Origin of the sequence: Pseudomonas sp. GLN_2 (genome assembly GCF_043106005.1) — a bacterium.
GTDB classification, from domain to species: Bacteria; Pseudomonadota; Gammaproteobacteria; order Pseudomonadales; family Pseudomonadaceae; genus Aquipseudomonas; species Aquipseudomonas alloputida.
Genome location: NZ_JBICMC010000065.1, coordinates 50,682 through 67,587, shown reverse-complemented (window position 1 = coordinate 67,587; position 16,906 = coordinate 50,682). Strand labels below are relative to the sequence as shown.

The 16,906-nt window shown below is 62.0% G+C and carries 17 protein-coding genes; 6 read left to right on the top strand and 11 right to left on the bottom strand.

The window, feature by feature from the left end:
* Positions 1-674: transposase (locus tag ACF8Q6_RS15445; protein WP_392491951.1), on the bottom strand; the 674-nt coding region annotated here is incomplete at its 3' end.
* Positions 675-1,063: 389 nt separating this feature from the next.
* On the opposite strand from ACF8Q6_RS15445, the gene mksB reads away from it, so the two are divergent.
* The 3 genes from mksB to mksF are packed head-to-tail and all read left to right on the top strand — an operon-like array spanning position 1,064 to position 5,878.
* Positions 1,064-2,353, top strand: a complete 1,290-nt coding sequence (mksB, locus tag ACF8Q6_RS15440; RefSeq protein ID WP_003247449.1) for an Mks condensin complex protein MksB — start codon at positions 1,064-1,066, stop codon at positions 2,351-2,353.
* Entirely contained in the window at positions 2,343-3,050 is a 708-nt protein-coding gene (gene mksE, locus ACF8Q6_RS15435; RefSeq protein ID WP_003247452.1) for an Mks condensin complex protein MksE, read from the top strand. The genes mksB and mksE overlap by 11 nt, the downstream gene beginning before the upstream one ends.
* Entirely contained in the window at positions 3,047-5,878 is a 2,832-nt protein-coding gene (gene mksF, locus ACF8Q6_RS15430; RefSeq protein ID WP_003247454.1) for an Mks condensin complex protein MksF, read from the top strand. The genes mksE and mksF overlap by 4 nt, the downstream gene beginning before the upstream one ends.
* A gap of 257 nt (positions 5,879-6,135) precedes the next feature.
* Here mksF and ACF8Q6_RS15425 read toward each other — a convergent pair whose 3' ends face one another.
* The 5 genes from ACF8Q6_RS15425 to rplU form a co-directional block, all read right to left on the bottom strand.
* Complete coding sequence (locus ACF8Q6_RS15425) at positions 6,136-6,597, bottom strand: CreA family protein (RefSeq protein ID WP_392494385.1); 462 nt, start codon at positions 6,595-6,597, stop codon at positions 6,136-6,138.
* On the bottom strand, positions 6,594-7,712 hold the full coding sequence (proB, locus tag ACF8Q6_RS15420) for a glutamate 5-kinase (protein WP_003247458.1): 1,119 nt from the start codon (positions 7,710-7,712) through the stop codon (positions 6,594-6,596). The genes ACF8Q6_RS15425 and proB overlap by 4 nt, the downstream gene beginning before the upstream one ends.
* Positions 7,713-7,797: 85 nt before the next feature.
* The gene (gene cgtA / locus ACF8Q6_RS15415; protein WP_003247460.1) at positions 7,798-9,024 is read right to left on the bottom strand and encodes an Obg family GTPase CgtA; all 1,227 of its coding nucleotides are present in this window, start codon (positions 9,022-9,024) and stop codon (positions 7,798-7,800) included.
* Between the two features lie 188 nt (positions 9,025-9,212).
* Entirely contained in the window at positions 9,213-9,470 is a 258-nt protein-coding gene (gene rpmA / locus ACF8Q6_RS15410; protein ID WP_003247464.1) for a 50S ribosomal protein L27, read from the bottom strand.
* A 38-nt stretch (positions 9,471-9,508) separates the two neighbouring features.
* Positions 9,509-9,823, bottom strand: coding sequence for a 50S ribosomal protein L21 (gene rplU / locus ACF8Q6_RS15405; protein ID WP_003247466.1), 315 nt, complete (start codon positions 9,821-9,823; stop codon positions 9,509-9,511).
* Between the two features lie 244 nt (positions 9,824-10,067).
* Here rplU and ACF8Q6_RS15400 point away from each other — a divergent pair, with 244 nt between their 5' ends.
* The 3 genes from ACF8Q6_RS15400 to ACF8Q6_RS15390 all read left to right on the top strand — a co-directional run bounded on the left by ACF8Q6_RS15400 (position 10,068) and on the right by ACF8Q6_RS15390 (position 11,867).
* On the top strand, positions 10,068-11,036 hold the full coding sequence (locus ACF8Q6_RS15400; protein ID WP_003247469.1) for a polyprenyl synthetase family protein: 969 nt from the start codon (positions 10,068-10,070) through the stop codon (positions 11,034-11,036).
* A gap of 159 nt (positions 11,037-11,195) precedes the next feature.
* Positions 11,196-11,537 (top strand): zinc ribbon domain-containing protein YjdM, encoded by a 342-nt coding sequence (locus ACF8Q6_RS15395; RefSeq protein ID WP_003247477.1) that lies wholly within the window; start codon positions 11,196-11,198, stop codon positions 11,535-11,537.
* An 84-nt stretch (positions 11,538-11,621) separates the two neighbouring features.
* On the top strand, positions 11,622-11,867 hold the full coding sequence (locus ACF8Q6_RS15390; RefSeq protein WP_010951938.1) for a hypothetical protein: 246 nt from the start codon (positions 11,622-11,624) through the stop codon (positions 11,865-11,867).
* Positions 11,868-11,893: 26 nt separating this feature from the next.
* Here ACF8Q6_RS15390 and ACF8Q6_RS15385 read toward each other — a convergent pair whose 3' ends face one another.
* The 5 genes from ACF8Q6_RS15385 to ACF8Q6_RS15365 all read right to left on the bottom strand — a co-directional run bounded on the left by ACF8Q6_RS15385 (position 11,894) and on the right by ACF8Q6_RS15365 (position 16,674).
* Positions 11,894-12,511, bottom strand: a complete 618-nt coding sequence (locus ACF8Q6_RS15385) for an FKBP-type peptidyl-prolyl cis-trans isomerase (RefSeq protein WP_003247482.1) — start codon at positions 12,509-12,511, stop codon at positions 11,894-11,896.
* A gap of 85 nt (positions 12,512-12,596) precedes the next feature.
* Complete coding sequence (locus ACF8Q6_RS15380; RefSeq protein WP_012051153.1) at positions 12,597-12,902, bottom strand: DUF6482 family protein; 306 nt, start codon at positions 12,900-12,902, stop codon at positions 12,597-12,599.
* Between the two features lie 154 nt (positions 12,903-13,056).
* On the bottom strand, positions 13,057-13,545 hold the full coding sequence (locus ACF8Q6_RS15375; RefSeq protein WP_003247486.1) for a TIGR00645 family protein: 489 nt from the start codon (positions 13,543-13,545) through the stop codon (positions 13,057-13,059).
* 189 nt (positions 13,546-13,734) lie between these two features.
* The gene (locus ACF8Q6_RS15370) at positions 13,735-14,073 is read right to left on the bottom strand and encodes a hypothetical protein (RefSeq protein WP_003247487.1); all 339 of its coding nucleotides are present in this window, start codon (positions 14,071-14,073) and stop codon (positions 13,735-13,737) included.
* A gap of 162 nt (positions 14,074-14,235) precedes the next feature.
* Complete coding sequence (locus ACF8Q6_RS15365; RefSeq protein WP_004575710.1) at positions 14,236-16,674, bottom strand: Lon protease family protein; 2,439 nt, start codon at positions 16,672-16,674, stop codon at positions 14,236-14,238.
* Positions 16,675-16,906 lie beyond the last annotated feature (232 nt).

The following is a 16,906-nucleotide window of genomic DNA, read 5'->3' as shown; positions in this document are numbered from 1 at the left end:
GCCACTCCGACCAGGGAGGCAATTTCTCTGGATTCAACCCGACCCAGCTCCGGCAGCAGCGCTACTAGCTTGCCCGCTGTCACCATCCCAATGCCTTTCACTTTAATCAGTTGGGTAACCCGTTCGTCGTTCAGCATCGCGGTTTGCTGTTCGATCTCACGCTCAACCAGTTTGATCTGCGCTTTGAAGTGTTTCAGGTTGGCATTCAGGTAGTTAGCAACTGCAGTCGATTGCACCTGCTTCAGGCGCCGCAGGTCGTCATCTCGCTGTTGAACCAACCGATCACGTTGCTGAAGCAACTCTCGCAGAAGCGCTCGTTCGGGGCTGATTCGCAGGGAGGGTTGATCTGGAATGACTTCGGCATAGTGCGCCAGAACCTCGGCGTCGATGGCGTCAGTCTTGGCCTTGATGCCTAGAGAGTCAGCGAATGACCTGGCTCGCCTGGGATTAACGCGTATGACCTTGTAGCCAGCGTCCTGTAGAAAACGCATGACATCTCGCTCGTAGCCACCCGTCGCCTCTAACAGGACGCGCTTGATACTGAGCTTGCGAAGGCTCTCCAGTAGCGCCTCAAAGCCTGTGGGATCATTGCTTAAATGCATTTTGATGCCCTGTGGCCGCACCGCAGCATCAAGGGAGAGACTGGAAACATCGATACCCAAGAAGGAAGCCATCACCAAAACCTCCTAAACTCAACACAGTGAGAGGACTTTGGCTTGGCCCACGCTTGTGATTCGAGATCAGAGCCGCATCCAACTGTTCGGGCTCTCGCCAAAGTGGAACGGTGAATGGCAGCTTGTGCTCCCACACGTGCTCAAGGCACCTACGGCATTCAGCTTGCCATTCACCGCTCTCACTCCAGATTCTAATCCCCCATCAAGACACAAGCGGCCTTGCGTCGCGATGCGCCGCGCGGGCGGCGCTCGATCTAACGAGTGCCACTAGAACAACGACATACATCCACAAACCAAAAGGTTATCTCTCATTACAGACCAAGGGGTAAAAACCACCCCCGCGAATGCAGTACAATCGCCCCCTTTTTCTTGGCAACGAGTCGAAGCCAATGATCGAACCCAAGCGCGTCCTGCGCGCCCTAGCCGAACACTGGGCCCTGATCGAGCCGCTGTGCGAGCGTTTCGACCAGGGCACCCTGAGCCTGGTCGAACTGCGCCAGCATGTGGCCCGCCAGCAGCTCGAAAGCACCCCGCAGGACATCACCCAGCTACTCGACGTGTGGATCCGCCTGGATATCCTGGTCCCGGTGGCCAAGAGCCCGAACCGTTTCGAGCTCAACGCGCAGATCCACGACTTCCTCGCCTACCTGCGCCGCGAACACCGGCTGGGCCTGTGCCTGGAGATCGAAGCCTACTTGCGCCACCTGGAGCGCCTGGCCGGGCACATCCAGGATGCCTTCGACAACCGCGACAGCGACGACCTGGCACGCCAGCTGCGCCTGCTCGACATGCGTGTGCGCGATGTGCTGAAAAAGCTCGACAACGACGAGCAGGCACTGGTGGCCGTGGCCGAACGGGCCAAGACCAGCAACCGCCAGATTCCGCTGCGCCAACGTTATGCCGAAGTGCTGGCCACCTGGGACGAATACGTCGAGCCGATGATCCAGCTGGTCAACGCCGACGGCGCCTTCGAGCAGGGTGTACGCAAGGTCGAGACCGTGCTGCTGAAACTGCTGGGCGAACAGGCGCGCCTGGGCCACCTGGTCGACGACGACATGCTGCTGCGCACCCACGCGCGCATCCTGGAAATGCAGACCAGCGCCCAGTTGACCCTGCGCCACGCCCGCGAACTGCTGCTGCCGCTGCGCGAAGAAGCCCGCCGGCACAACGCCGTGACCCGCGGCGCCGCACTGGCCCTGTCGGTGATCCGGCGCAAGGGCATCGATGCCGTGCCGCAGGCGGCCATGCCGATGTTCACCCGCCCGCAAAGCACCTTTCTTGGCAGTGCCAGCCAGGTCGAGGCCTACGTTTACGCACTGGCCCGCTTCGAGCCCAAACCGGCGCGCTTCCCCAAAGCCCACAAGACCCAGTCCGGCGCCCTGCCCCGTGCCCCGCGCACGGTCAAGGAAATGGCCGAACGCTGCGAACAGGCCCTGCCACTGCCCGACTTGATGGTCTGGCTGCTGGAGCAGGAGCCCGAAGGCGCCACCGACGAGCTGCTGTACTGGTTCTCGCGCCTGTCGCGGGAAAAGCGCTTCAAGCGCGAACGCCTCGACCGCCGCGAATACACCACTCAGGAACATTTGGTCAGCCTGCATTCGTTCGCCCTGACCTCCAGCCGCGAAGACGCCCCTAGCGCGCCTACCGAACCCAACGCGAGCCCAGCCCATGCATCTTGATCTTTCCGAACTGTCCCAGCTCGCGCCGATCTTCCGCGAGCTGTTCAAAGGCTTCCACGTCAGCCGGCGCGACCCTGAGCTGTACGCCCAGCTGTCGAACTTCCAGGACCAGTACCGCACCCTGTTCAAGGCCTTGGGCTTCGAACTGGTGTGCGATACCCGTGGTTTCTACTACTTCGTACCGGACATGACCGCCGCGCAGGTCAACAAGACCGCGCAGCGCCTGTCGCTGTTCACCTTCATCCTGGTCGAGCACCTTGCTGACCAGGGCCGCGACCCGATGGCCGTGCTCGATGGCGGCAGCATCGGTCGCGACGAACTGCCCTCGCTGCTGGACAAGTACCGCGACCTGTTCCTGCAGGCCGAAGTGCAGACCGTGGACGAGCTGGAAGAAAAAATCCTGCGGCGCATGACCCAACTCGGCTTCGCCCATGAGGAAGGCGGCATCTATCGCTTCCTGCCGCCCATGCATCGCTTCCTCGATGTGTGCCTTTCGGTGCAGCAGGACCGCGACCTGGCCGCCACCCTGCACAGCGCCCTGCCGCTGCCGACCCCGGTACTGGTCGAGGAAGAAAGCGCCGAAGAACTCAACCGTACCGACGACCCGCTCGACCTCACGCCTTTCCAGGGCGAGGAAAGCGAAGAGGACGCCTTGGCCCGGGCCATCCGCGAAGAGCAACAGGAGATTGACGCATGAGCCAGGAACGCTACGGCATCCGCCGCTTCGCATTGCTCAACACCGCCGGCTACAGCCTTGGCCTGTTCCCGCTGGAGCACCCGCTGTCGGTATACGGCGCCAACAACCTGGGTAAATCGGCGTCGATCAACGCCCTGCAGTTCCCGATCCTGGCACGCATGTCGGACATGAGTTTCGGCAAGTACAGCCTTGAGCAATCGCGCCGCTTCTACTTCGCCAGCGACACGTCGTACATTCTTTGCGAACTGAGCCTGCCCCACGGCACGCACGTGATTGGTGTGGTCGGGCGCGGCCCGGGTGGCGGTTTCGGCCACCAATTCTTCGCCTACAAGGGCGAACTGGACCTGGCCCACTACCAGAAGAACGACACCTGCCTGCGTCAGAAAGAGCTGTTCACCAACCTTGAACGCCTGGGGATCAAGGCTTACGAACTGAAGCCGGACGAACTGCGCCGGCTGCTGGTGGGCGGACACACTTCGGTGCCGCTGGACCTGACCATGATCCCGCTGCGCTCCACCAGCGAGCAAAGCCTGAAAACCTTCCGCGCGCTGTTCATCAACCTGCTGCACATGCGTGAGATCACCGCCGCCAAGCTCAAGCAGCTGTTCCTCGACGCCTTCGAGCACAGCCTGCGGTCGGGCAGCGTCGACTACATCGCTGCGTGCGAGGAAGCCTTCCGCGACGTACGCCGCATGGAGCAGGACTACAACGCCCTGGTCGCTGCCGGCCCGTTGGTCGAGGCCCTGGCCGGTGGCGTGGCCCAGCGCGACATCCTGCGTGGCAAGCTGCACCGCATTTCGCCTGTGCTCGACACCCTGCTGGGCACCTGGCAGGAATACGCCATGGCGCGCAAGGAAGAGCTGGTCATCCAGTCCGAGCACTACCGTGGCGAGCAGGACCGCCTGCAGAACGACCAGCGCGGCGGCACCCAGGAGCTGATGCGCCTGGAGCGTGAAATTACCGGTATCCAGCGCTGGCTAGGCGAGCTGTCGGTGCTCAAGCACCGCTTTGCGCTGGTCGATGACGTCAAGGTACTGGAGCAGCAACTGCTGGCAGCCAAAGACGCCCACGACGAGCTGGCCGGCGCGCTGGCCCAGTCACGGCAGTTCAGTGCCGAAGACCTCGACGAGCGCGTACGCGACCTGGAAAAACGCCTGAAGCAGGTCAAGCAGCAGCTGGACCACGCTGACAACAACAGCTATGCCCGCCTGCGCGAAGAGTTCTCGCAGCAGGACGTCGACCGCCTGATGCGCCTGTTCAACGGTGCGCTGTTCAGCCTGCCGCTGGGCGACCGCGGCATCGAGCTGGACGACAGTGACCTGTGGGTAAAATCGCTGGAAGCGGTGTTGGACGGCTTCAAGGGCGAGCGCTTCGAGGCCCCAGGCCTGGCCATCGACCTGACCCACATCGACCCACCGGCCCTGCAGGCCCTGGCCGACCGCGCCGCCCTGCGCGACCAGAAAGAGCGCCTGGAAAAAGAACTCAAGCAGCTCAAGACCCAGCAGGCCGTGGCCGCCGACCGCTCCGCGTCCAAAGCGCAGACCGAAACCCTGTACCAGGAAGTGCTGGACGCGCAGAAGGCGCTGGAAGACTTCCGCCGTAGCCAAACCCTCACCGCCGAAGAGCCCGAGAAGCTGGAACAGCTCTCGCAGCTGGAAGCGGCCCAGGACGAACTCAAGCGCTCCAGCGACGCCTTCACCGAGCGCGTCCAGCAGCTGTCAGCCAAGTTGCAACTGGTTGGCCGCCAGCTCGGCGACCTCGAGTCCAAGCAGCGCACCCTGGAAGACGCCCTGCGCCGTCGCCAGCTGCTGCCGGCCGACCTGCCCTACGGCACGCCTTACATGGAAGCCATCGACGACTCGATGGACAACCTGCTGCCGCTGCTCAATGACTACCAGGACAGCTGGCAAGGCCTGCAGCGGGTGGACAACCAGATCGAGGCGCTGTACGCCCAGGTGCGCCTCAAAGGCGTTGCCAAGTTCGACAGCGAAGACGACATGGAACGCCGCCTGCAACTGCTGGTGAACGCCTACGCGCACCGTACCGACGAAGCCCTGACCTTGGCCAAGGCACGCCGCGCTGCGGTCACCGACATCGCCCGAACCCTGCGCAACATCCGCAGCGACTACGACAGCCTTGAGCACCAGCTGGCCCTGTTCAACCGCGAGATCAACAAGCGCCAGGTGTCCAACCTGGAAAGCTTCCGCGTGGTACTGGCGCCGAACAAGGAAGCGCTCAAGCACATCGACCAGATTATCCACAGTGCCGGCCAGTACGAAGAAGGCGAAACCCTGTCGGTCTTCGACCTGACCCAGAGTGCCGATCAGGACAACAAGAACGAAGAGGCCAAGGAGTACCTGGCACGGCTGGTGGCGGCCAACCACAACCAGCTGGGCCTGAAGGACCTGTTCGAGCTGGCGTTCGAGATCACCAAGGTCAATGGCCAGCCGATCATCCACGCCGACATCGACGGTGCGGCGTCCAACGGCACCACCATGACCATCAAGGCGCTGACCAACATGTACCTGTTGCTGCACCTGATGGACCGTGACCTGGCCGGGCGCATTCGCCTACCGTACTACCTGGACGAAGCGGCAGACATCGACGAACGCAACCAGGCGGCACTGCTGGAGACCAGCCAGCAACTGGGCTTCGTACCGATCCTGGCGAGTGTGAAACCACAGGTCTCGGCGCACGTTGCGATCGACCTGGAAGGTGGCAGCGGGCCGAACGGCATCTACATCGACGAGGCGGACTGGAAGTTCATCAGCCGGCTGGATGAAGTGAAGGCGGTTGTGCGTGAGGATCAGGCCGAGGAGCTGGCCTGAGATAGCCGGGGCCGCGTTGCGGCCCATTCGCGGGTAAACCCGCTCCTACGGCGGCCTGTGTCCAGTCACCGATGCGTACGACGGCCTGCGCCCAACCACCGATGCGTGTGTAGGAGCGGGTTTACCCGCGAATACGGTGGCGACGGCAACGGTGAACGGCGGGTGGAAATTGGTCAGCAGGCCCGGCCCTTTCGCAGGTGGACCCGCGCCTACGACGGCCCGCGCCCAACCACCGATGCGTATGCAGGAGCGGGCTATCAATGAGCCCAAGGCAGGATCGGAATGGCAGTCACCGCATTCTGCGGGCTGCCTTCGATCATGCGATCGCTGTACACCAGGTACACCAGCGTGTTGCGCTTCTTGTCGAGAAAACGCACCACCTGCATGGTCTTGAACACCAGCGAGGTGCGTTCCTTGAACACTTCCTCGCCATCTTTGAGCTCACCCCTGAAGTTGATCGGCCCGACCTGACGACAGGCAATCGATGCCTCCGCCCGGTCCTCGGCCAGCCCCAAGCCCCCCTTCACTCCGCCCGTCTTGGCACGTGACAGGTAGCACGTCACGCCCTCAACCTTAGGGTCATCGAACGCCTCGACCACAATGCGGTCGTTCGGCCCGAGGAACTTGAACACGGTGGACACCTGGCCGACCTCTTCGGCGCCAGCCAACATCGGCAGCACGCACGCTGCCACCGCGATTACGCTCTTCAGCAGGCTCATACCAGCACCAGGTTGTCGCGGTGTACAAGTTCCGGCTCGGCGCTGTAGCCAAGGATCGACTCAATGGCTTCGGACGACTGACCAATGATCTTCTGCGCCTCCAGGGCGCTGTAGTTGGCCAGGCCGCGAGCCACTTCAACACCGTCCGGGCCGACGCACACCACCATCTCGCCACGACGGAAGCTGCCCTGCACTGTCTTCACGCCAACCGGCAGCAAGCTCTTGTTGGCCTGACGCAGCGCTTGCACGGCACCGGCATCCAGCACCAGAGTGCCACGGGTTTGCAGGTGACCGGCCAGCCACTGCTTGCGCGCAGCGAGCATGCCGCGCTCAGGGGACAGCAAGGTACCCAGGCGCTCGCCCGCCTTCAGACGGTCCAGCACGCGCTCGATGCGGCCACCGATAATGATGGTGTGGGCACCGGAACGGGCAGCCAGGCGCGCCGCACGCAGCTTGGTCTGCATGCCGCCACGACCCAGGGCACCACCGGTACCACCGGCCACGGCATCCAGTGAAGGGTCGTCGGCGCGGGCTTCGTAGATCAACTGCGCCTCGGGGTTGTTGCGCGGGTCGGCATCGAACATACCATCGCGGTCCGTGAGGATCACCAGCAGGTCGGCCTCGACCAGGTTGGCCACCAGCGCCGCCAGGGTGTCGTTGTCGCCAAAGCGGATCTCATCGGTGACCACGGTGTCGTTTTCGTTGATCACCGGCACCACACCCAGATCGACCAAGGTGCGCAGGGTGCTGCGGGCATTCAGGTAACGCTTGCGGTCGGACAGGTCGTCATGGGTCAGCAGGATCTGCGCGGTGTGCTTCCCGTGCTCCCCGAAGCTCGACTCCCAGGCCTGCACCAGGCGCATCTGGCCGAGCGAGGCAGCCGCCTGCAGCTCGTTCATCGCACTCGGTCGCTTGGTCCAGCCCAGCTGGCTCATGCCGGCAGCCACGGCCCCGGAGGAGACCAGTACCAACTCCACGCCTGCCTCACGCAGCGCGACCATCTGCTCGACCCAAACGGCCATTGCACCGCGGTCGAGGCCCTTGCCATCGGCGGTCAGCAGAGCACTGCCAATCTTAACGACCCAGCGCTTGGCGCCCGTCACCTTGCTTCGCATCTTCTTCCAACCTATGTCGAATCTGTAGATACCGTGGATACAAAAACGCCGCTCCAGAGAGCGGCGTTTAGTGTACTGCAACCGATCAGTCGCGCACGTAAATGATTTCCGGACCGTCTTCGTCGTCCTCGAAATCATCGTCCCAACCGTCATCGTCGCCAATGTCGTGCACGCTCTTGACGCCGGTACGGCGCAGGGTACGGGCGTCGTCCAGGGCCTGCAGCTGGGCACGGGCTTCGTCTTCAATGCGCTGATCGAGGTCGGCCAGCTCTTCGGCGTAGGCCGGGTCGTTGGCCAGGCGGTCGGCGCGGTCTTCGAGGTAGCGCATCAGGTCGTGGCTGAGCTTGTCGGTGCCCTGCTTGGAAATAGCCGAGATCACGTAGACCGGGCCTTCCCACTCCAGACGATCGATCACTTCCTGCACACGCTCGTCACGCTCGTCGTCCATGACCATATCGGCCTTGTTCAGCACCAGCCAGCGCTCACGCTCGGCCAGCGACGGGCTGAAGCGGGTCAGCTCGTTGACGATGACTTCGGCGGCATCGGCCGGGCTGCTTTCGTCCAGCGGCGCGATGTCCACCAGGTGCAGCAGCACGCGAGTACGCGCCAGGTGCTTGAGGAAGCGAATACCCAGACCGGCACCTTCAGAGGCGCCTTCGATCAGGCCGGGGATGTCGGCGATGACGAAGCTCTTCCAGCGGTCGACGCTGACCACGCCCAGGTTTGGCACCAGGGTAGTGAACGGGTAGTCGGCGACTTTCGGCTTGGCGGCCGAGACCGAACGGATGAAGGTACTCTTGCCAGCGTTCGGCAAGCCCAGCAGGCCGACGTCGGCCAACACCTTCATTTCCATCTTCAGGTCACGCTGCTCACCCGGTTTGCCTGGGGTGGTCTGGCGCGGTGCACGGTTGGTGCTCGACTTGAAACGGGTGTTGCCCAGCCCGTGCCAGCCACCTTGCGCGACCATCAGCTTCTGGCCGGGGGTAACCAGGTCACCGATCACTTCCTGTGTGGAAGCATCGATCACGGTGGTGCCGACCGGCACGCGCAGGAACAGGTCTTCACCCTTCTTGCCGGTGCAGTCGGTGCTACCGCCGTTGGAGCCACGCTGGGCTTCATGGTGACGGGTGTAGCGGTAGTCGACCAGGGTGTTCAGGTTTTCGTCGGCAATCATGTACACCGAGCCACCGTCACCGCCGTCACCGCCGTTAGGGCCGCCGTTCTCGATGAACTTCTCGCGACGGAAGCTCATGCAACCGTTGCCACCGTCACCGGCCTTGACCCGAATGGATACTTCGTCAACAAACTTCATTAAAACCGCCTCTCGTCGGTAGACGAGCTGAATGACTCAAAAACATGAGGCTCTTGCAAAAATGAGCGCGGCGGCCCCGTACGACCGTAGAAACCAACGCCGGCAACCCAGACAAACAGCTTTGCAAGAGGCTCACCACAAACGAAAAAGCCCCGTCGCATGACGGGGCTTCTGGAGCGACGTCGCGATTAAGCGGCGACGATGCTCACGTAACGGCGCATGAACTCGCCTTTCTTCTCGAACTTGATCACGCCTTCGATCTTGGCGAACAAGGTGTGGTCCTTGCCCATGCCAACGCCGTAGCCAGCGTGGAATTCGGTACCGCGCTGACGGACGATGATGTTGCCTGGCTTGATAACCTGGCCGCCATACATCTTCACGCCAAGGCGTTTCGATTCTGAGTCGCGACCGTTACGAGTACTACCACCAGCCTTCTTGTGAGCCATGGTTCAATTCTCCAAATAAATTCAGGGGATCTAGGGGATTAAGCCTGGATGCCGGTGATTTTGATCTCGGTGAACCACTGGCGGTGGCCCATACGCTTCATGTGGTGCTTACGACGACGGAACTTGATGATGCGAACCTTGTCGTGGCGGCCTTGCGAAACGACTTCGGCCACTACTTTAGCGCCAGCAACAACTGGAGCACCGATGGTGACTTCTTCACCGTTGGCGACCAGCAGAACGCGATCGAAGGTCACGGATTCGCCAGTGGCGACTTCCAGTTTTTCGATCTTGAGGAATTCACCTTCAGCGACTTTGTACTGCTTGCCGCCGGTAACGATTACTGCGTAAGACATGGTATTTCTCCGATAATCCTGCTCACCCAGCGCTTTATATGATGAGTATTGGCTGGCATGGCTGCACAGGGCTGGAACGGCCCGGCGCAATTGCGTAAGGCAGGTGCTGCCCAGGAAGTTAGGGTGCGCGATTGTACGCAACCGCGGTTTTGCTTGCAAGTGCCGCCCCCGGCCAGCGGGCACCGCGCCTTGACACACCGGGACCTGCGACCTAGCATGCCGCGCAACCTCACTGGAGCAGCCGATGCAACCCCAAACCTTCTACCGCGCGGTGGCTGATGATTTCAGCGCCGTCGACGAGATCATCAAGAAGCAGCTGACCTCGCGCGTGCCGCTGGTATCGAAGATCGGCGACTATATCACGTCCGCCGGTGGCAAGCGCCTGCGTCCCCTGCTGGTACTGCTGTGTGGCAAGGCCCTGGGCCGCGAAGGCGACGACCTGCGCCTGCTGGCCGCCACCATCGAGTTCCTGCACACCGCCACCCTGCTGCACGACGACGTGGTCGACATGTCCGGCATGCGCCGTGGCCGCTCTACCGCCAATGCCCTGTGGGGCAACGCGCCGAGCGTGCTGGTGGGCGACTTCCTTTATTCGCGCTCGTTCGAAATGATGGTCGAACTGGGCTCGATGCCGGTCATGCAGATTCTGTCCAAGGCCACCCGGGTGATTGCCGAAGGTGAAGTGCTGCAACTGTCGCGCGTACGCGACGCCAGCACCACCGAGGAAGTCTACATGGAGGTCATTCGCGGCAAGACGGCGATGCTGTTCGAAGCGTCTACCCACAGTGCTGCGGCACTGGCCCAGGCCACCGACGAGCAGCGCGAAGCCCTGCGTACCTTTGGCGACCATCTGGGCGTGGCCTTCCAACTGGTCGACGACCTGCTGGACTACAAGGGTGACTCGCAGACCCTGGGCAAGAACGTCGGTGACGACCTGGCCGAGGGCAAACCTACCCTGCCACTGATCTACACCATGCGCGAAGGCACTGCCGAGCAGGCGGCGCTGGTACGCCAGGCGATCCAGAAGGGTGGCCTGGAAGATCTGGAACAGATTCGCGTCGCGGTCGAGGAGTCGGGCGCGCTGCAGTACACCGCCGAGCTGGCACGCGATTACGTGAAGCGTGCCATCGCCTGCCTCGAAGTGCTGCCTGCCAGTGAATACCGGGATGCGCTGGTTGAACTGAGCGAGTTTGCGGTCGCGCGTACGCACTGACAGACCGAGTCGCCTTCATTCGCGGGCAAGCCCGCTCCTACACCATTTGTGGGAGCCGGCTTGCCCGCGATGCTTTTTGTCCGGACATAATCACTTCCGGGAAATTACCTTTTACAATGTGGGCTTTTAACCGCCCGTCTGTTTGTTTGAGGAACCGAAGTGAGCACTCTGCCACCCTGCCCAAAATGCAACTCCGAATACACCTATGAGGATGGCACTCAGCTGATCTGCCCTGAATGCGCCCACGAGTGGTCGGCCGGCGGCGATGCCGAGGCGGCCAGTGACGAGGTGGTGAAAAAGGATTCGGTCGGCAACATCCTGCAAGACGGTGACACCGTCACCGTGATCAAGGACCTCAAGGTCAAGGGTTCGTCCCTGGTGGTCAAGGTTGGCACCAAGGTCAAGAACATCCGCCTGTGCGACGGCGACCACGACATCGACTGCAAAATCGACGGCATCGGTGCCATGAAACTGAAGTCCGAGTTCGTCCGCAAAGTCTGATTACACAAAAATCCGGCAATTGGCGCTTGCCATTTACGTAATAAGAATTATTCTCATTGGAATTGCTGTCCAAGGAGAATTGCCATGACTTATCTGATCGACGCCTGGCTGGAACGCCCTCACCCCTACCTGCGCATTCTTCATCGGGAAACCGGCGAAGTGTGCGCGGTGCTTGAAGAAGAAGCCCTCGACGAACTGCGTGACCAGGGTGACCTGGACATGAGCGGGCTGAATTCGAGTGAGCCGGGGGTGCTCAAGGAACTGGTACGGAATCTGTTTCTGTTCTGCTATGCGCGGGCATTGCGCCCTGGGGGGACAGACTGGAATTGAGGCCGGCAGGGCCGGCCTCTAGGGCATTACAGAACGTCGAGCAGCTCGACGTCGAACACCAGTACGCTGTGCGGCGGGATGCTGCCAACGCCTTGGGCGCCGTAAGCCAGCTCGCTTGGCACGTACAGGCGCCATTTGCTGCCAGCGTTCATCAGCTGCAGGGCTTCGGTCCAGCCAGCGATCACGCCGCCGACCGGGAATTCAGCCGGCTGGCCACGCTCGTAGGAGCTGTCGAACACGGTGCCGTCGATCAGGGTGCCGTGGTAGTGCGTACGCACGTTGTCTTCGCGGGTCGGCTTGGCGCCTTCGCCAGCGGTCAGCACTTCGAACTGCAGGCCCGAAGCCAGCGTGGTGATGCCTTCACGCTTGGCGTTCTCGACCAGGAACTCCTTGCCAGCAGCAGCGGCGGCTTCGGCCTTGGCTGCAGCTTCGGCTTGCATCACCTCACGGATGACCTTGAAGCTGGCCGACAGGTCGGCTTCGCTGACGCGGCTGTCGGCACCGTTGAAGGCGTCGGTCAGGCCGGCCAGGATGGCTTCCAGGCTAACGCCTGGCGGCGGGTTGTCGCGCAGCTGGCCGCCCAGCTGACGGCCGATACCGTAGCTGACGCGCGTTTCGTCGGTAGACAGGTTGAGTTCGGACATTGTCGTGCTCCACTGCAGGGCGCAATGCAGCCGCGCCCTTGATAAAAAGGGCGAGCAGCCTAGCACACTGGGGCGCTGCGAGCAGCTACCAGGCCGAACGCTGGGAAATCGGCACCTTCAGGTCTTCTTCCGGGTGCGTACCCATGCCGCACATTTCGTCCTGCACCGACCAGTGCACCAGGTTCATCGAGACCATGGGGATGGTTAGCAGCAACTTGCGCGCATCCTCCACCGAGTGCACGCGCAAGCGTTCACCGCGGGTATCGGACAGGGGGTGAGCATGGCCTTTGACCCGGGCCTCGAGCAGGTAGTCACCGCCCTCGATGGCGATCAGGTTCAGTTCTTCGACATGGCCAGCCCTGGCCTCGGTATTGAGCTGATGCAGGTTCATGAGAGCACCTCGCGATGGGAACCACGCATGAGAGCTCATTTTTTGTACAGGAAGGGAGAATGCGCAAGGCATGACTGACGCCACTCGTCAGTTGATCTCTGTGGGAGCGGGCATGCCCGCCCCCCCCAGGAATTGCAGTGAGGCCTGGCAGGACTCAGTGCTTGGTCAGCTTGTCCAGGTAGCCCATGCAGAACGCCGAGACCACGAAGGTCATGTGGATGATCACGTACCACATCAGGTAATCGGTGGAGATGTTCTGCGCATCCATGAACACCCGCAGCAGGTGAATGGACGAAATCGCCACGATCGACGCGGCAACCTTCATCTTCAGCGACGAGGAGTCCATCTTGCCCAGCCAGTTGAGCTTTTCCTTGCTTTCATCGATGTCCAGCTGCGAGACGAAGTTCTCGTAACCGGAAATCATCACCATCACCAGCAGGCCACCGACCAGCGACATGTCAATCAGCGACAGGATCACCAGGATCAGGTCGGCTTCGCTGAGGGCAAAGACGTTGGGCAGGACGTGGACCACTTCCTGGAAGAATTTCAGCGCCAGGGCCAGCAGGCCGAGGGACAGGCCGAAGTAGATCGGTGCGAGCAGCCAGCGCGAGGCATACATCGCGTTTTCGAGGATACGTTCCATGAAGTTCAGGACTCATCAGGTGACTAAAAAAGCGACGGCGAGTATAGCCAGCCACCTGTTACAGCAAAAGCCCGGGGGCTGCTCCGCAGCCTGATCGCGACACAAGGCCACACTCTCACAGCAAGGCGATGCTGTACCTGTGGGAGCGGCCTTGTGTCGCGATGGGCCGCAAAGCGGCCCCGGCATTCTTCAGGTCTCAGGATGAAATTGGTAATCCCCCAGATTGCGACACCGCTCACCATTGATCCGCCGCAACTGCGCCTGCAAATGCAAACACCAGATCTGCGGGTCCTCGGCCACCTGGTACCCATGCAGGGTCAGGCTGTCGACAATGGCATTGAGCACCGACTCGGCCACCAGTGGCCCATGAAACGGGCCCTGCGCCTTGATCGCGGAGGGTTGTTCACCGGCCATGCCGGCGGCGAACAGCAACGTCCACATGCCGTTGTCACCGGCCAGCGGGCGGATGCTGCATTCGATACGGGTCACCAGGCCCAGGCACTGGCGTGTGAGGCTGAGGTTGCGCATGGCCGCGTCCCCTCCAATGAGCCTTGTTCAGCCCGAAACCCTCAGGCTGTTTCCATCCTGAACGCTGTACCGTCCTTAAGTTCCAGCATAGAGGAACAGTACAGAAAGATGGAAAACTGGCGCTGAACGGTAGCACATCGCCGCCAGCGCCAGTTTATTGACTCAGGCTGGTTTGGCCTGGGCAATTACCTCTTCCAGGCGTTCCTTTTCTGCCTTCTCGATGTCTTCCTCGCTGATCATCTCGGCAATTTCACGCAGGCGCTCCACCACCCGAGCGTTGACGCTGCCCTCGGTGAACAGCCCCTTGTCGTCGAGTACCCCGGCCTCCTCGCCCACCAACAGGCTCAGCGCCTCATCAGCCTGGCTGACCGCGTAGACGTGGAACATGCCGTTCTCCACCGCCTGCAACACGCGCTCGTCAAGCATCAGGGTGGCGACGTTGGCACGCGGAATGATCACCCCCTGCTCGCCGGTCAGGCCACGCGCCTCGCAGAGGCGGAAGAAGCCCTCGATCTTCTCGTTCACCCCACCCACCGCCTGCACTTCACCGAACTGGTTGATGGAACCTGTAATGGCGAAGCACTGCTTGAGCGGTGTGCGCGACAAGGCCGAGATCAGCGTGCAGGCTTCGCCCAGCGAGGCGCTGTCGCCGTCCACGTAGCCGTAGGACTGCTCCAGGGCGATGCTCGCGGAGATCGCCAGCGGGAACTCCTGGGCATAGCGGCTGCCCAGGTAACCGGTGAGGATCATCACCCCTTTGGAGTGGATCGGCTGGCCAAGGTTGACCTCACGCTCGATATCGACAATACCGCTGCCGCCGGGGTAGACGGTGGCCGAAATACGCGCGGGCATGCCGAACGCCGAGTCACCCACTTCCAGCACGGTCAGGCCGTTGCACTTGCCGATGGCCGCGCCTTCTGTGTCGATCAGGATGATGCCGGCGAGCATGTCGTCCAGCACCCGTTGCGACACACGACCGGTACGGGTGGCCTTGGCCTTGAGCGCACGCTCGATGTGGCCTGCGTCGGTCATTTCGTCACTGGCCAGCTGGCGAATGAAATCAGCCTCGCTGACCAACTGGAACAGGTCGCCGATACGCGCCGACAGGCGCGACTGGTTTTCAGCCAGACGCGCACTGTAGGTGGCCAGACGCGCCACCGCGTCACTGGTCAGCGGCGCCATGCCCTCTTCGTTGGTGCGGGTGCGCAACAGCTGGGCGAACTGCTCCAGGTTCTCGTCGACCATCGGCATGTCTTCATCGAAGTCCACCAGCACGCGGAACATCTCCTGGAAGTCCGGGTCGTGGTCCTGCAGCGCGTAGTACAGCTGGCGCGAGCCGATGATCACCAGTTTGACGTTCAGCGGAATCACCTGCGGCTGCAGGCTGACAGTAGCAACACGGCCCAGCTCACCGATCGGCGACTCCATCTTCAGCTTGCGCGACTGCAGCGCACGCTTGAGCGCGTCCCATACGAACGGCTCGCCCAGCATTTTCTCGGCTTCCAGAATCAGGAAGCCGCCGTTGGCCCGGTGCAGCGCGCCTGGGCGCAGTTGGCGATAGGAGGTATACAGCGCACCTTGGTCGGTGCTGTATTCGATACGGCCAAACAAATTGTCGTAGGTCGGGTGCGGCTCGAACACCACCGGCGCACCACCGTCAGCGTGATGGCCCACCACCAGGCTGGGCGCGTACTGCTCTTCGAGCAGCTTGCGGGCCACAGCGTCGGACTTGCTGTCATCGACCAGTTGCTCGACCAGCGTACGCAACAGGTTCAATTGCACCGATTGCAGGTAGGCGCAAACCGCCGCGTTTTCGGCGTACTTTTCCGACAGCGGCGCCAGCAACGGCTGGAGTGCCAGGGTGATGGTTTCTTCGTTGAGCTGGCGCAGCTGGTTGTTCGATTCGCGCTTCCATTGCGGCAGGCTGGCCAGCTCTTCGTTGAGGCGCTCCTCAAGCAGGGCAATGTCCTCGTGGAACTGCTCGCGCACCTCCTCCGGCAATTGGGCAAATTCAGCTTCATCCAGCGCCTTGCCATCCGCCATCGGCGTGAAGGCGACGTTGCTGGCATCGCGGTACAAGGCCACGTCCTTTTCCAGCGACGCGCGCTCGATCACATCCAGAGCACGGTCATAACGCTGGTTGAAAGCGCGGTCGATGGCGCCCTTCTTCTGCTGGTAGGACGGGTGTTCGAACACCGCCGGGAACGTCGACAGCAGGTTGTCGATCAATCCGCCCATGTCGCTGATGAACTCGGCGGCGCTTCCGGACGGTAGCTCCAGTGCGCGTGGTTCACGGGTGTCGTCGAAGTGGTTGACGTAGACCCAGTCGGCCGGGGTCTGCTGGCGCTTGCCCTCGGCCTTGAGGTAGCGCTTGACGAACGAGAAGCGCCCGGTGCCGGGCTCGCCCATCACATACACATTGTAACCAGGACGCGGCATGGCCACGCCAAACTGCAGGGCCTCGACAGCACGTTCCTGGCCCAGAACTCCGCGAAACGGCTCCAGATCGTCGGTATGGGTAAAAGCAAACTGCTCGGGTGAGAAACGCCGGGTCAGGGCTTCAGGCGCAAGACGCAGGCGCGCAGCGACAGGATCGGGCATTGGGTTTCCTTACTTCGGCGGGCAGATACGCAGCATTCTGGCGCTGCCCGCGCGCGCCTTGCAAGGCTCCACGGGACTTTATGTCGCAGCCGGTGCAGTCCTGTGACAGCAAATTTTTCGCAATCAACAACGCAACCTTTAGATCGTGCCTAAACTCCAAGCTGCGCGGGTGGGTGAAAAGCTTTCCCGACCTGGCAACCGAGTTGCCAGAAACCCTGACCCTTGGTTAAGA

Excerpts from the sequence above, each read along its gene's own strand:
- ACF8Q6_RS15365 (WP_004575710.1), bottom strand. The coding sequence starts at position 16,674 with ATGCCCGATCCTGTCGCTGCGCGCCTGCGTCTTGCGCCTGAAGCCCTG.
- mksB (WP_003247449.1), top strand. The coding sequence starts at position 1,064 with ATGATCGAACCCAAGCGCGTCCTGCGCGCCCTAGCCGAACACTGGGCC.
- mksE (WP_003247452.1), top strand. The coding sequence starts at position 2,343 with ATGCATCTTGATCTTTCCGAACTGTCCCAGCTCGCGCCGATCTTCCGC.
- ACF8Q6_RS15370 (WP_003247487.1), bottom strand. The coding sequence starts at position 14,073 with ATGCGCAACCTCAGCCTCACACGCCAGTGCCTGGGCCTGGTGACCCGT.
- ACF8Q6_RS15385 (WP_003247482.1), bottom strand. The coding sequence starts at position 12,511 with ATGTCCGAACTCAACCTGTCTACCGACGAAACGCGCGTCAGCTACGGT.
- cgtA (WP_003247460.1), bottom strand. The coding sequence starts at position 9,024 with ATGAAGTTTGTTGACGAAGTATCCATTCGGGTCAAGGCCGGTGACGGT.
- proB (WP_003247458.1), bottom strand. The coding sequence starts at position 7,712 with ATGCGAAGCAAGGTGACGGGCGCCAAGCGCTGGGTCGTTAAGATTGGC.
- ACF8Q6_RS15400 (WP_003247469.1), top strand. The coding sequence starts at position 10,068 with ATGCAACCCCAAACCTTCTACCGCGCGGTGGCTGATGATTTCAGCGCC.
- ACF8Q6_RS15390 (WP_010951938.1), top strand. The coding sequence starts at position 11,622 with ATGACTTATCTGATCGACGCCTGGCTGGAACGCCCTCACCCCTACCTG.
- ACF8Q6_RS15375 (WP_003247486.1), bottom strand. The coding sequence starts at position 13,545 with ATGGAACGTATCCTCGAAAACGCGATGTATGCCTCGCGCTGGCTGCTC.
- rplU (WP_003247466.1), bottom strand. The coding sequence starts at position 9,823 with ATGTCTTACGCAGTAATCGTTACCGGCGGCAAGCAGTACAAAGTCGCT.
- ACF8Q6_RS15425 (WP_392494385.1), bottom strand. The coding sequence starts at position 6,597 with ATGAGCCTGCTGAAGAGCGTAATCGCGGTGGCAGCGTGCGTGCTGCCG.
- mksF (WP_003247454.1), top strand. The coding sequence starts at position 3,047 with ATGAGCCAGGAACGCTACGGCATCCGCCGCTTCGCATTGCTCAACACC.
- rpmA (WP_003247464.1), bottom strand. The coding sequence starts at position 9,470 with ATGGCTCACAAGAAGGCTGGTGGTAGTACTCGTAACGGTCGCGACTCA.
- ACF8Q6_RS15380 (WP_012051153.1), bottom strand. The coding sequence starts at position 12,902 with ATGAACCTGCATCAGCTCAATACCGAGGCCAGGGCTGGCCATGTCGAA.